The organism is Paractinoplanes maris (genome assembly GCF_023544465.1).
In the GTDB taxonomy this organism is placed as follows: Bacteria; Actinomycetota; Actinomycetes; order Mycobacteriales; family Micromonosporaceae; genus Actinoplanes; species Actinoplanes maris.
On sequence record NZ_JALPVL010000006.1, the window covers coordinates 523,198 to 536,495 of the forward strand.

Below are 13,298 nucleotides of genomic sequence, written 5' to 3' on the forward strand. Positions count from 1 at the left end.
AGTAATACAGTGGCTGTTACTGACGGGTAACTCCAGACCGGCGGCGTTCGGAGAGCGGGGCCAAGCACCATGACTCACTACAAGAGCAACCTTCGGGACCTACAGTTCAACCTGTTCGAGGTCTTCGGGGCTGACCAGGCGTTCGGTCAGGCGCCGTATGAGGACATCGACGCGGACACCGCACGCGATGTGCTGACCGAGGTCAACCGCCTCGCCACCGAGGACCTGGCCGCGAGCTATGTCGAGGCCGACCGCAATCCGCCGGTCTTCGACCCCGCCACGCACACCGCCCCGCTGCCGGAGGCGTTCAAGAAGTCGTTCGACCAGTGGATGGCCAGCGAGTTCTGGCGCCTCGACCTGCCGGCCTCGCTCGGCGGCACGCTCGCCCCGCGCGCCTTCTGGTGGAGCCTCGCCGAGAACGTGCTCGGCGCCAACGCCCCGGTGTGGATGTATTCCTCCGGCCCGTCGTTCGCGTCCGTCGTCGACGCCGAGGGCACCGAGGAGCAGAGGAAGTGGGCCAAGCTCTTCGTCGAGAAGCTCTGGGGCTCCACAATGGTGCTGACCGAGCCGGACGCCGGTTCCGACGTCGGTGCCGGCCGCGCCCGGGCGATCCCGCAGCCCGACGGCTCCTGGCACATCGAGGGCGTCAAGCGCTTCATCACCTCGGGTGAGCACGACCTGAGCGACAACATCATCCACTACGTGCTGGCCCGTCCGGTCGGCGTCGAGGGTGTGGGCGGTCCTGGCACCAAGGGCCTGTCGCTGTTCATCGTGCCGAAATACCACTTCGATGCCGAGACCGGTGAGCTGGGCGAGCGCAACGGCGTCTACGCCACCAACGTCGAGCACAAGATGGGCCTCAAGGTCTCGAACACCTGCGAGCTGACCTTCGGCGAGCACGGCACCCCGGCCAAGGGCTGGCTGCTCGGCGACAAGCACCAGGGCATCCGCCAGATGTTCATGATCATCGAGTACGCCCGGATGATGGTCGGCACCAAGGCGATCGCGACGCTGTCGACCGGTTACCTGAACGCGCTCGAGTACGCCAAGAACCGCGTCCAGGGCGCCGACCTCGTGCAGAACGACGACAAGGCCGCCCCGCGCGTCACGATCACCCACCACCCCGACGTACGCCGGTCCCTGATGCTCCAGAAGTCGTACTCGGAAGCCCTGCGCGCCCTGGTCATCTACACCGCCACCTGGCAGGACAAGGTCGCCATCGCCCAGGCGGCGGGCGACCTCGAGGCCGCGAAAGAGGCGAGCAAGGTCAACGACCTGCTGCTTCCGCTGGTCAAGGGCGTGGGCTCCGAGCGGGCGTACGAGTTGCTGGGCCACGAGGCGCTGCAGACCTTCGGTGGTTCAGGCTTCCTGCAGGACTACCCGCTCGAGCAGTACGTGCGCGACGCGAAGATCGACACCCTGTACGAGGGCACGACGGCGATCCAGAGTCTCGACCTGGTCTTCCGCAAGATCGTGAAGGACCAGGGTGTCGCGCTGGCCTCGCTGGCGTCCGAGATGCAGGCCTTCGTCGAGAGCGAGGCCGGCAACGGTCAGCTCAAGCTCGAGCGGCTCGGTCTGGGCAAGGCGCTCGGCGAGATGCAGCAGATCCTCGGCGCGACCATGGGCTGGCTCGGCGCAGTCCAGGGTGGCGAGGCCCGGGAGCTCTACAAGGTCGGTCTGAGCTCGCGGCGCGTCCTGCTCGCCCTGGGCGACGTGGTGCTCGCCTGGCTGCTCCTGCGCCAGGCCGACGTCGCGCTCAAGGCCCTCGGCGGCGACGTCTCGGCAGCCGACAAGAACTTCTACGAGGGCAAGGTGGCGGCCGCGCGGTTCTTCGTCCGCGAGGTGCTGCCGCGGGTCGGTTCCGACCGGCGCATCGTCGAGAACGCCACGCTGGACATCATGGACCTCTCCGAGGACGCCTTCTAAGACCTTCGCGGGACGGGCGACGCCCCTCGTCCTTCCCGCTGCATATGCAGTTCCCCCCAGGAAAAGGCCGGCCGCCGCCGGCCTTTTTCCGTTGCCCCCTCAGCCGCGCGCGGTGTGCCGTTCGAGCAGGCTCATCGAGCGCGGCTCGAAATCGGCCCACGATCCCTCGCCCCGGTGGACGGCCAGGCCGGCCGTCTTGAGCTCGACCAGCCCGCCGTCGTACTGGTCGTCGGGGATGAGCATCAGCGACACCTCGGAGACCGTGGGATTGTGGCCGACGACGAGCACCGTACGGATCGTGTCGGGCACCTTGCGGACCAGGTCGAAGACCTCGGTCACCCCACCGTGATAGAGCCCCTGGTCGTAACGCACCTCGGGCGCCCCGCCGCCCGGTTGCGCCTGGGCCAGCGCGATCGACGCGCCCTGCCACGTCTGCCGGGTGCGGGCGGCTGGCGAGCACAGCACCAGGTCCGGATGCAGCCGCTCGTCGGCCAGCCAGGCGCCGGCCGCGTCCGCGTCGGTCTCCCCGGTCGTCGTCAGCTTCCGATCGAAATCGGGGAGATCGTCCGGCCGTTCGGCCTTGGCGTGGCGCAGGATCACAAGGGTCCTCAGGGTCATGCGTCCAGCTTGCCTGATTGAGTTTTCCGACGCGTGGGTAAACCGGGTCTGGAAAAGCATTGACCACGGTGAGGATCAAGGAGGCCCGCGATGGGCATCGGCGGAAGCATTTTCCTGCTCGCGTTGGGCGCCATCCTGGCGTTCGCCGTCAACGCTGACATCAGCGGGATCGACATCAACATCATCGGGTGGATCCTGATGGCGGCCGGCCTGATCGGCCTGGTCATCACGCTCTGGTACTGGAACAGCCGCCGGCGCACCGTCGTGACGCGACAGAGCGCCGCCCCGGTCGCGGGCAACCCGGCGTACCCGAACCAGCAGGTGCGCAGCGAATACCGCGAGACCCGCAGCGAGGACGCCCCGCCGCCCCCGCCCCCGGGTTACTGATCTCCTGACTCGCGACGCCGGCAACCGCTCATCCCCCTGGCGGTTGACCGGCGTCGCGCTGTGTCAGCCCTGTGCGGCGGCCAGCTCAGCCTTGATCGACGTGGCCAGCGGCGTCGCCGGACGGCCGAGCAGCTTCTCCAGGTCTTCGCGGGGCACGTGGAGCGCACCCTGCGAGGCGGCCCGGTCGACGTCGGCCAGGATTGCGGCGAATCCCTCGGGCACGCCCACGCCGACGAGCATCTCGCGGTACTTGTCCTCGCCCAGATCGGTGTAGGTCACCGGCCGGCCGGACTGCTTGGCGATCTCGGCCGCCAGCTCGGTCAGGGTGAACGCCTCGCCACCCAGCTCGTACACCTTGCCCTCATGGCCCTCGGTGGTGAGCACGGACGCGGCCGCTTCGGCGTAGTCGGCCCGCGGGGACGCACTGATCTTGCCGTCGCCGGCCGCGCCGAAGAGCCCGTGGGCCAGCGCCTGCTCGACGCTGTAGTTCTCGACGTACCAGCTGTTGCGCAGGAACACGTACGGGAGACCGGCGTCCTTGATCCACTGTTCGGTGGTGAGGTGCTCGGCGGCCAGCTTCATGTCGGTCGTGTCGGCCTTGGGCGCGCTGGTGTAGACGACCACACCCACGTTGGCCGCCCGGGCGGCGTCGACCACGTTGCGGTGCTGGCCGAGCCGGTTGCCGGCCTCGCTGCCGGAGATGAAGAAGACCTTGTCGGCGCCCTCGAACGCGGCCCGCAGCGCCTCCGGGTCCTCGTACGCGACCTGCTTCGTGGTCACCCCGAGGTCGGCGATCTTGTCGATCTGACGGCCCAGACCGACGATCTCGCTCGCCGGCACGCCTTTGGCGAGAAGCGACTGGATGGTGAGCCGGCCGAGGTGCCCGGTGGCGCCGGTGACGACGATGGTCATGCTGTCCTCCATGGTTGTTCTGACAACAACTAGCCAACGTCGCTGCTCAGCGGTCACTTCCCGATGGATAGAAGGCACCTTGAAGTGCAGTACTCACCCGAGGGATAGTAATCCGGTGGAAGCCAGCGCGTACGCGAAGAACTGTCCCAGCCGGCAGATCCTGGACCGGATCGGCGACACGTGGAGCGTCCTGGTCGTGATGATGCTGGCCGACGGCCCGCAGCGATACACGGCGCTGTCCCGGCGGATCGAGGGGGTGAGCCCCAAGATGCTCACGCAGACCCTGCGCGGCCTGGAGCGCGACGGGCTGATCGGCCGCACGGTGCACGCCGAGGTGCCGCCGCGGGTCGATTACGCGCTGACCGAGCTCGGGCGCAGCCTGCTCGATCTGGTCGGCGCCCTCGAGAAGTGGGCCGAGCTGCACATCGACGACGTGCAGGCGGCCCGGGTCGCTTACGACAACCCGGGCGTACGGATGACGTCCCGCTCGCTTTGACCGCTCGCTTCGGCCGCTCGCTCGCTTCGGCCGCTCGCCGGCCGCTCGCTTGACCGCTCAGGCGTAGAGCGCGAAGTAAATGGCGATGTGGTGGCAGAGCGCCGCGACCAGCGTGCAGGCGTGGAAGAACTCGTGGTGGCCGAAGACCTCGGGCCACGGGTTCGGGCGGCGCAGGGCGTAGAAGACCGCACCGACGCTGTAGATCACTCCACCCACGGCCAGCAGCACCAGGCAGGTGACGCCGCCGCGGTGCAGCACGTCGGGCAGGATCGCGACGGCGCCCCAGCCCAGCGCCAGATAGAGAGGTGCACCGGCCCAGCGGGGCAGGTGCGGCCAGATCGTCTTGAGCGCCACGCCGCCGAGCGCGCCCCCCCAGATCAGGCCCAGCATCAGCGTCGCCTTGCCCTGCGGCAACAGCTCGAGGCAGAACGGCGTGTAAGTGCCGGCGATGAAAATGAAGATCATCGAGTGATCCAGCCGGCGCATGATCTGGTAGCCGCGCTCGGTCCAGGTCCGCCGGTGATAGAGCGCGCTGATGCCGAACAGTCCGCACACGGTGATGCTGTAAACCAGGGTGCCCAGGAACGGCTCGATGCCCGGTCGAGTGAGGGCGATCGAGCACAACACGATGCCGCAGACCAGCGCGACGAAGAACGCGTATTGATGCAACCGGCCGCGCAGCCTCGGCTTACCGAGGTCGGCCGGCCTCATCCGGAACGGGGCGGAGGTCGTCACGTCATTCAGGTTACGGTATCGTAAGTTACTCGTCAGTAGTAAGTGTGGCACGTCGCATTCGATGATGCGCGGTCCTACTCCGTCCCGCCCGGAAAAGGCAGGATGTCGCCATGAGGGTGAGACGCGCCGGGGCTTCCGCGGTGCTGCTGGAGTGCGCCGGCGGCGACGAGGTCGAGGCGTGGCGCCGCGAAATCGTGAGGCGGCGGGCGGCGGGCGAGCTGCACGTGATCGACATCGTTCCCGGGGCGGGCACGCTGCTGCTGGACGGCGTGGAACCGGATCTGGCCGAGGCGCTGGCCCACTGGCCGCCGCCGCCGGTCACCGCACAGCGGCCGGGACCGTTGGTGGAGATCCCGACCGTGTTCGACGGGGACGATCTGCACTACGTCGCCGAGCTGTGGGGGCTGTCCGTGTCAGCGGCTGTCGCGCGTCTGACCGAGACGACACTCACCGTGGCGTTCTGCGGGTTCTCGCCCGGTTTCGCGTACATGCGAGGTCTGAGCGGCGAGGTGCCGCGGCTCGACGCTCCGCGGCCGCGGGTGCCGGCCGGGTCGGTCGCTCTGGCCGGCGAATACTGCGGCATCTATCCCACCGCCTCGCCAGGTGGATGGCGGCTGGTCGGCCGCACCGAGGTGACCCTTTTCGACGTACGGGACGATCCGCCGGCCCGGCTCAGCCCGGGCACCAGGGTGCGCCTGGTGATCGCGTGATCACGGTCGTTCGGGCAGGCCCGCTGACCACCATTCAAGATCAAGGGCGTTCCGGGTACGCCCACCTCGGGGTGCCTCGCTCGGGCGCCCTCGATGCAGCGGCCCTGCGGCGGGCGAACAGCCTGGTCGGGAACCCGCCGGAGGCTGCCGGTCTCGAGACCACGCTGCTGGGGTGCGCGCTGCGTTTCGACGAGCCCGCCGTGGTCGCGGTGACCGGCGCCCACGCCGTGATCAAGCTCGACGGGCTGTCCGTGCCGGCCGGGGTGATCGAGGTGGGGGCGGGCTCCGTGCTCGACGTGGGCAAGGCAACCCGAGGCGTACGGTCCTATGTGGCCTTGGCCGGCGGCCTGAACGTCGAGCCGGTGCTGGGCAGCCGCTCGACCGACACGTTGTCGGGGTTGGGTCCACCCAAACTGGCGAACGGCACAATCCTCGCCCTCAGCCCACACCACTCACCTTTCCCCTCGCCCCCAGCCGCCCCCTCTCTGCCCGCCCATTCACCACCTCCGGCCGACGGGGAGAACGGGTTGCTCGCGGATGAGGTGGTGCTCGGGGTGTGGCTTGGCCCGCGGGATGACTGGTTCTTGGCGAGCGAACTGTTCGAGAACGCGTACCAGGTCAGCCCGATGAGTAATCGGGTCGGATGCCGCCTGACCGGCGCGCCCGTGACGCGGGTCCGGGAGGGCGAGTTGCCGTCGGAAGGTGTGGTGCTCGGGGCGATCCAGGTTCCCGCCGATGGGCAGCCGCTTGTCTTTCTGGCCGACCATCCGACCACCGGCGGCTACCCGGTGATCGGGGTGGTCGACGATGTGACGGCGCTCGCGCAGGCGCGCCCGGGGAGTACGGTGCGGTTTCGTGAACTCCGTTGATCTGAACGCCGACCTGGGCGAAGGCTTCGGCCGCTGGGCACTGGGCGACGACGACGCGTTGCTGGGCGTGGTGACCTCGGCCAACGTCGCGTGCGGGTTCCACGCGGGGGATCCGTCCACGATGCACCGGATCTGCGGTGCGGCGGTCGAGCGGTCGGTGGCGATCGGGGCACAGGTCGGCTATCGCGATCTGGCCGGATTCGGGCGGCGGCGGATCGACTACGACCTGGACGAGCTGCGCGACGACATTCTGTACCAAATGGGGGCACTCGAAGCGTTCTGCCGGGTCGCCGGCGGGCGGGTGGCCTACGTGAAGCCGCATGGCGCGCTCTACAACACCGCGGCCGTCGACGAGGGTCAGGCCGGCGCGGTGGTGGCCGCCGTCCGGGCCTACGACGCGGCCCTGCCGGTGCTGTGCCAGCCGGGTTCGGTCTTGTCGCGCCTCGCCGCTGGGGCCGGGATCACCGTGGTCGGGGAGGGCTTCGCCGATCGCGGCTACCGCGCCGACGGAACACTGATGCCGCGTTCACTGCCGGGCGCTGTTGTGCACAACCCGGACGAGGTTGTCGCCCGCGCGGTACGGATGGCGGTCGAGCAAGTGGTCGAAACCGCCGACGGCGAACTGGTGCCGGCGCCGGTGGCCTCGATCTGCGTACACGGTGACACCCCGGGCGCGGTCCAGCTGGCCACCCGGGTCCGCGCCGGACTGACCCGTGCCGGCTTGGTCGTGGAGCCGTTCCGCCCGTGACGCCTGTGGATAACTCACGCTGACGGCTTGACAACCAGGTAGCTTGGGCCCGCCCCCTGGTCGGGCGGGGTGGGCTGGTTGTTGGGGGTGCCGGCCGGACCGGTGCGATCAGGCGTCGTCGAGGCCGCGCAGGATGAGCGGGAGGCGGTTCGGGCCGTCGGGGGTGACCACGATCGGGACGCCCCAGTCCTGGCGGGTCAGGTGGCAGGCGGCGAATTCGACGTCGACGTCGCACGTCGCGGCCTGGGCGACCACCTGCAGCACACCCTCCGTGACGTTCGGATTGATCACCAGGGCGCGGGACAGGTCGGTGGTCGAGCCGGCGCCCTCCAGCAGCAGCTCGGGTGGCGACGCCGAGACCTCGAGCCGGGTCGACGGGCCGAACTGGGTGTCCAGCTTCTGGCCGGGCGCGGGGGTGAACACCACGTCGAGGGTGAGCGGGCCGGGAGCGACCGGGGAGGCCGGGCGCTCGGTGCGGTGGCGCTCGCCGGTGACCGTGCGGACCGCTCCGGGGGCGAGCCGGGTCAGGCGGTGCGCGCCCGACTCGACCACGAGTACGTCGCCGGTGCTGGTCACCAGGACGTCGCTCGGCTCGGCCAGGCCGGAGTCGACAGTGGAGACCTCGTCGGTCTGAGGGTCGAAGCGCCGGATCGCGCCGTTGTAGGTGTCGGCGACCAGCACCGAGCCGTCGGGGAGTGCGGCCACCCCTAGCGGGTGCTGGAAGAGCGCCTCCTTGGCCGGGCCGTCCACGTGGCCGAAGTCGAACAGGCCCTGGCCGACGGCGGTGTGCAGGACACCCCGCTCGATGTAGCGCAGCGCCGAGGTCTCGCTGTCGGCGATCCACAGCCGGTCACCGCCGACCGAGAGGCCGGAGGGCTGGGCCATCCAGACGTCGGGGATCGGGCCGTCGCGCAGCGATTCGACCGTCGTGCCGGCGTAGACGCCGACCGTGCGCTTGATCGGGTCGAACCACCAGAGCTGATGGATGCCGGCCATCGCGACGATCACGCGGTCGTCGTACCAGGCGACGTCCCACGGGGAGGAAAGATCGGTGGCCAGCGCGTCGTGGGCGTGTTCGTCGACGGCCGTCCGCCACGGGCGGCCCGACCCGGCGACCAGGGTGATCTCGCCGTCGGCCAGGCGCAGCCCGCGCAGCTGGTGGTTGACGGTGTCGGCGACCACCACGTCGTAACCGGCGACGGACGCGACCTCGGGCGGCAGCAGGAGCAGGCCCTGCGGCTCGCTGAACGGGCCGCCCCGCTCGCCCGTGCCGAAGCGGCGGACCAGCGTCTCGCCGTCGGCCTCGACCTCGACGATCGAGTGCCGGGCGGTGTCGCTGACCAGCAGGTGACCGCCGGGCAGCTCGAGAGCCTTGCCGGGGAAGCGGAAGACGGTGTCGGCGGCGGGCGGCGGAACGTACGGGCCGTCGCCGCGATGCAGCGTGCCGTCCGCGGTGTGCTTGGCGATCAGCTCGTCGACCAGCCGGGACAGGCCCTCGGCGTGGCCCTCGCCGGCCATCGACGCGACCAGGTAACCGGTCGGGTCGACCACCGCCAGCGTGGGCCAGGCCTTCGCCGCGTACTGCTGCCAGAGATGCATGTCGGCGTCGTCGACGACCGGGTGGTGCACGCCGTACCGTTCGACGGCCGCGGCCAGCGCCTGGTGATCACGCTCGTGCTGGAATTTCGGCGAGTGGACGCCGATCATCACGACGGCGTCACCGTATTTCTGCTCCAGCGGGCGCAACTCGTCCAGCACGTGCAGGCAGTTGATGCAGCCGTAGGTCCAGAAGTCCAGGATGACGATCTTGCCGCGCAGGTCGGCCAGGGTCAGCTCCCGGCCACCGGTGTTCAGCCAGCCACGGCCCCGCAGTTCGGGCGCCCGCACACGTGCAGTCATCGCACCATCGTGCCGTACCGGATGGTCCGGTACGACACGAAGGTGGTCAGGATGACAGCGTCAGGAGTTCGGCTTGAGGCAGAGGACCTGGTTCTTGCCGTCCGAGGTCTTGTTGACCACGTACGGCTGCTGCGGGTCGGCGCACTCACCCTTGTCGGCCACAATGGACACGACCTGGAACGCCGTGGCGTCCGAGCACTCGGACTTGATGGCGGCCTCGCCCTCGCGCTTCACGCACTCGCCCTGGATGACCGACAGCGAGTTGTCCTTGCCGCCCGCCACCAGATAGACGATGCCGAACACGATGCCCAGCAGCAGCAGCGCGCCCACCACGACCGCGATCAGGATCGGAAGCACGCGGACGTGCGGTGTCTCGGCCTTGGCCGCCGCAGGCTTCGCCTCGGGCTTGAAGCTGTCGAACCGGCCCTGGTCGGCCTCGACGCCCGGCCAGCTGGTCGTCTCCTCCGGGGTCGGCGGCGTGACCGTGGCCCGGCTGGTCGAGCCGGGGAAGTTGTCGAATCCATCCGGCGACTGCGGGCTCGGGCCGAAACCGTCCGGCGACGGCGGGCCGAAGCCGTTGGACCGAGGCTGGGTGGCCGGGTCGAAGCCGTTGAGACCCGGGGGCATCGGCGGCAGCGCCGGCGCCGGCACGTAGGGCTGCTGGTCGCGGCCCGCGATGTCGGTGGTCAGCTCGCTGAAGGGCTCGCCGGGCCGGGGCCCGGGCGCACCGGGCCGGTCGGCATAGGGCGAACCGGGCGGTGCCGGCTCCGGCGCCGCACCGGGCATGGCCGGCGCCGACGGCATACCGGTCGGCGGGTTGCCGGGGCCGCCGGCCGGGATCACCCGGGCACTCGCCGAGGCACGAGCAGTGGCCCGGGCGGGCGACTGCGGCGCGACACCGGGTGCACCGGACTCGTTGGCGTCGTTCGACGACCCCGGGTACGCCGGCGAGCCGAACGCGCCGGAAGCCGGCGCGGAACGGTCCTCGCCCGGCCGGGGGCCGAACGGGGAATCGGCCGGGAAAGTGCCGCCCTGGTCGTCGCCGCGGGCCGGCGGCTCAGCCGGGGCGTCGTCGCCGGAGTCGTCGGCGGGGGCCGGACGGCCGTAGACCCGAGCCTGGGGCGCGGCGGACGGCGGCGGGATCTCGGACGGGTCGACCGGAGTCGCCCGGCCGGGCGTGGGCACCGAGGCGCTCGCGGCGACCGGACGGGCCGAGCCCAAAGCCGGCGGGTTCTCGGCCGGGTCACGCGGCGCCGGCACGGCGCCGTTGCGCGACTCGGCGGCCGCGGAGGAGCCCAGGGCACCGAGTGCGGCACCCGGCACCCGCTGCGGATAGCCGCCGGGGTGGTCGTCGGACTGTCCACCCGGCCGGCCGAAGACCTCGTCACCGGACTGCTCGGCGCGCTGTCCGAAGACGTTGTCACCCTGCTCGGCGCGCTGTCCGAACGGGTTGCTGTCTTGCTCGGGTCGTTGTCCGAACGGGTTGTTGTCCTGCTCGGATCGCTGCCCGAAGACGTTGCCACCCTGCTCGGGCTGCCGCCCGAAGGCGTTGTCACCCTGCTCGGGCCGCTGTCCGAACGGGTTGTTGTCTTGCTCGGACCGTTGCCCGAAGACGTTGCCACCCTGCTCGGGCTGCCGCCCGAAGGCGTTGTCACCCTGCTCGGGCCGTTGTCCGAACGGGTTGCTGTCTTGCTCGGGCCGCTGTCCGAACGGGTTGCTGTCCTGCTCAGGCCGCTGTCCGAAGACGTTGTCACCCTGCTCGGGGCGTCGCCCGAAGACGTCGCCGCCGGGGTGGTCGTCACCGCCCGGGCCGAAGGAGCCCTCGGACCGCGCGGCGCCGTAGGCGGCACCCGGCTCGCGCCGCACGCCGAACGGCGAGGGCGGCTGGTCGGCGCCGGCGTCCGGCCGGTTGCCGAACGGCGACTGCTCGTCGTCCCCCGGCTGGTCGGCGCCGAACGGTGAGACCGGACGGGCGGACCCGTACGTCGGCCGAGGATCACCCTGGTCAGCCGGGCGAGCCGAGCCGAACGCGGGACCGCCGCTGCCGGGAGCGGCCGGTGCCACTTCGTTGTCGGTCGAGCCGAACGGCGAAGCCGAGCCGTAGGACGTGCCCTCGTTGTCACCGCCGTAGGGCGCGGCGGGCCGAGCCGAGCCGTAGGTGGGGCTGCCGCTGCCCGGTGTGGCCGGACCGGAGTCGTTGTCGGAGCCGTAGGGCCCGGCGGGACGGGCGGAGCCGTAGGTGGGGCTGGCTGGACCGGAGTCGTTGTCGGAGCCGTAGGGCCCGGCGGGGCGAGCGGAGCCATAGGTAGGGCCGCCGCTGCCGGGAGTCGCCGGGCCGGAGTCACCCTCGGACCGGCCGAACGGGGAGTCGGGGCGGGCGGACCCGTACACCGGGGCGTCGTTGTCAGCGCCGAAGCTGGACTCGGGACGGCCGTACGACCCTGGGCGGGCCGAGCCGAACGCGGGCGAGCCGCTGCCCGGAGCCGCCGCGGCCGGGTCACCCTCGGGCTGGCCGTAGGGCGTGGCGGTGCGGGCGGAGCCATAGGTAGGGCCACCGCTGCCGGGCGTGGCTGGGCCGGACTCGTTCCCGGACTGGCCGAAGGGCGGCGTGGGGCGGGCCGAGCCGAACACGGCCGGACCGTCGCCGGCCGGCCGGGCGCTGCCGAAGACCGGACCGGCGGGCGCAGCCTCATCGGAGCCGGAGCCGGAGCCGGAGCCGGAGCCGGAGCCGGAGGTGCGGCCGAACGGGTCGGGCAGACCGCCACGCTCGGAGTCGGCGTCCCCAGGGGTCGGGCTGGGCGGCTGTGCGCCACCGTCGGCCGGGGACGAGGAACGGCCGAACGGGTCGGCGAAGGGCTCGGACCGACCGTACGGGTCGGGTGCGGACTCCGGCGCGGGCGCGCCGAAGGCGCTGAAGCCGTTGGACCCCGCAGAACCGGCAGCCGGCTGACTCGGGTAGCTCGCGGGGGGCCCGAAGGGCGTCTGCTGGCCGCGAACCGGCAGCTCACCGGCCGCGCGGACCGGCAGCTCGTCGGACGGTGCACCGGTGGCCCGGACCGGCAGGTCACCGGCCGCGGGCGAAGGCGGGGCCCCGCCCTCGCTGCCGCGGCGGATCGGAAAGGCCGAGCCGCTGCCGCCACCGCGCAGCGGGAATCCACCGCTGTCGCCGGGACGACCAGGCGGCGGGGCGTCGGGCAGATCGGTCAGCGTGGCCCCGGGAACCCGGACGCGCTGGTCGCCGAACGGGGAGAGGCCGGGCGACCGACCGGCGGCCGGGTCGGCCTGCTCCCGGTCGGCCGGCGCGCGCTCGGCGGAGCCGCGCGAGGCGGCGGCGAACCCGTCGAACCCGTCGACCGGGTCGCCAGGAACGGCGTTGGCGTTGCGCTGCGGCAAGGGGGCGCCGGGACGCTGGATGAAACTCTGCTCGAGCGGTGCCCGGGACGGCGGCGACGGCGGCGGACCCCAGACGGACTGCGGCTGCTCGGCCGGTGCGGGCGGAGTCTCGGGCGACGGGGCGCCGAAGCCGGCCGGCGGCGGGCCGAAGGACTCACCGGGCGAAACCGAACCGTACGGCGACGCGGCGCCTCGCTGAGGCAGGCCGCCACCCTCGGCGGGCGAGGGAGCCGGGGCCGGCTGACGCTGCGGGAGGGCACTGCTCTCCTCGGGCGCGGGCACGCGAGCCGAACCGTACGACGTGCCGGCGGCCGGGCGCGGGCCGTCGGGGCCCTGGCCGAACGTGGGCACGGCAGGCACCACGAACGGCGAGCCGCCGTTGGGCGTGGCCTGCGGCGGAGGGCCGTAGGAGCTGGGGAAACCGTCGGCGGGCGCCGGGGCGGAAGCCCGGCCCGAAACTCGCTGTCCGTCCGCGTCCGGCGGGAAGCCGTCCGGCGAAGGACCGCCCGACGTGGCCTCGGCCGGCTGTGAGCCGGCGTAGTGCCCCTCGGACGTCATGAGCGCCTCCTCGTTTCATGCGGCCGTGCCAGCTCTGCACGGACGCC

General features: G+C 71.6%; 11 protein-coding genes. 6 read left to right on the top strand and 5 right to left on the bottom strand.

The window, feature by feature from the left end; translation table 11 throughout:
- The first annotated feature begins 69 nt into the window (after positions 1–69).
- Positions 70–1,926 (top strand): acyl-CoA dehydrogenase, encoded by a 1,857-nt coding sequence (locus NAG42_RS20315; RefSeq protein ID WP_250032014.1) that lies wholly within the window; start codon positions 70–72, stop codon positions 1,924–1,926.
- Between the two features lie 99 nt (positions 1,927–2,025).
- Here the strand turns inward: NAG42_RS20315 and NAG42_RS20320 are convergent, their stop codons facing one another.
- On the bottom strand, positions 2,026–2,544 hold the full coding sequence (locus NAG42_RS20320; protein ID WP_250032015.1) for a SixA phosphatase family protein: 519 nt from the start codon (positions 2,542–2,544) through the stop codon (positions 2,026–2,028).
- 90 nt (positions 2,545–2,634) lie between these two features.
- On the opposite strand from NAG42_RS20320, the gene NAG42_RS20325 reads away from it, so the two are divergent.
- A complete protein-coding gene (locus tag NAG42_RS20325; RefSeq protein WP_250032017.1) occupies positions 2,635–2,931 on the top strand; it encodes a DUF6458 family protein in 297 nt (98 codons plus the stop codon).
- A gap of 63 nt (positions 2,932–2,994) precedes the next feature.
- On the opposite strand, the gene NAG42_RS20330 is transcribed toward NAG42_RS20325, so the two are convergent.
- Positions 2,995–3,843, bottom strand: coding sequence for an SDR family oxidoreductase (locus tag NAG42_RS20330; RefSeq protein WP_250032019.1), 849 nt, complete (start codon positions 3,841–3,843; stop codon positions 2,995–2,997).
- A 115-nt stretch (positions 3,844–3,958) separates the two neighbouring features.
- On the opposite strand from NAG42_RS20330, the gene NAG42_RS20335 reads away from it, so the two are divergent.
- Entirely contained in the window at positions 3,959–4,339 is a 381-nt protein-coding gene (locus tag NAG42_RS20335; protein ID WP_250032021.1) for a winged helix-turn-helix transcriptional regulator, read from the top strand.
- A 57-nt stretch (positions 4,340–4,396) separates the two neighbouring features.
- Here NAG42_RS20335 and trhA read toward each other — a convergent pair whose 3' ends face one another.
- Positions 4,397–5,074: a PAQR family membrane homeostasis protein TrhA gene (trhA, locus tag NAG42_RS20340; protein ID WP_250032023.1), complete on the bottom strand. Its 678-nt coding sequence runs from the start codon at positions 5,072–5,074 to the stop codon at positions 4,397–4,399.
- 110 nt (positions 5,075–5,184) lie between these two features.
- Here trhA and NAG42_RS20345 point away from each other — a divergent pair, with 110 nt between their 5' ends.
- The 3 genes from NAG42_RS20345 to NAG42_RS20355 are packed head-to-tail and all read left to right on the top strand — an operon-like array spanning position 5,185 to position 7,401.
- Complete coding sequence (locus NAG42_RS20345; RefSeq protein WP_250032024.1) at positions 5,185–5,784, top strand: 5-oxoprolinase subunit B family protein; 600 nt, start codon at positions 5,185–5,187, stop codon at positions 5,782–5,784.
- Positions 5,682–6,653 (top strand): 5-oxoprolinase subunit C family protein, encoded by a 972-nt coding sequence (locus NAG42_RS20350; RefSeq protein ID WP_438872420.1) that lies wholly within the window; start codon positions 5,682–5,684, stop codon positions 6,651–6,653. The genes NAG42_RS20345 and NAG42_RS20350 overlap by 103 nt, the downstream gene beginning before the upstream one ends.
- Entirely contained in the window at positions 6,640–7,401 is a 762-nt protein-coding gene (locus tag NAG42_RS20355; RefSeq protein ID WP_250032027.1) for a LamB/YcsF family protein, read from the top strand. The genes NAG42_RS20350 and NAG42_RS20355 overlap by 14 nt, the downstream gene beginning before the upstream one ends.
- Before the next feature lie 108 nt (positions 7,402–7,509).
- On the opposite strand, the gene NAG42_RS20360 is transcribed toward NAG42_RS20355, so the two are convergent.
- A complete protein-coding gene (locus NAG42_RS20360) occupies positions 7,510–9,300 on the bottom strand; it encodes an NHL domain-containing thioredoxin family protein (protein WP_250032028.1) in 1,791 nt (596 codons plus the stop codon).
- Between the two features lie 60 nt (positions 9,301–9,360).
- Complete coding sequence (locus tag NAG42_RS44190; RefSeq protein ID WP_284045551.1) at positions 9,361–13,251, bottom strand: LppU/SCO3897 family protein; 3,891 nt, start codon at positions 13,249–13,251, stop codon at positions 9,361–9,363.
- Between the last annotated feature and the right edge of the window lie 47 nt (positions 13,252–13,298).

What these genes read in the sequence shown, in the direction of transcription:
- NAG42_RS20320 (WP_250032015.1), bottom strand. Translation starts at nt 2,544, where the DNA reads ATGACCCTGAGGACCCTTGTGATCCTGCGCCACGCCAAGGCCGAACGG.
- NAG42_RS20315 (WP_250032014.1), top strand. Translation starts at nt 70, where the DNA reads ATGACTCACTACAAGAGCAACCTTCGGGACCTACAGTTCAACCTGTTC.
- NAG42_RS20350 (WP_438872420.1), top strand. Translation starts at nt 5,682, where the DNA reads ATGGCGGCTGGTCGGCCGCACCGAGGTGACCCTTTTCGACGTACGGGA.
- NAG42_RS20330 (WP_250032019.1), bottom strand. Translation starts at nt 3,843, where the DNA reads ATGACCATCGTCGTCACCGGCGCCACCGGGCACCTCGGCCGGCTCACC.
- NAG42_RS20325 (WP_250032017.1), top strand. Translation starts at nt 2,635, where the DNA reads ATGGGCATCGGCGGAAGCATTTTCCTGCTCGCGTTGGGCGCCATCCTG.
- NAG42_RS44190 (WP_284045551.1), bottom strand. Translation starts at nt 13,251, where the DNA reads ATGACGTCCGAGGGGCACTACGCCGGCTCACAGCCGGCCGAGGCCACG.
- NAG42_RS20360 (WP_250032028.1), bottom strand. Translation starts at nt 9,300, where the DNA reads ATGACTGCACGTGTGCGGGCGCCCGAACTGCGGGGCCGTGGCTGGCTG.
- NAG42_RS20345 (WP_250032024.1), top strand. Translation starts at nt 5,185, where the DNA reads ATGAGGGTGAGACGCGCCGGGGCTTCCGCGGTGCTGCTGGAGTGCGCC.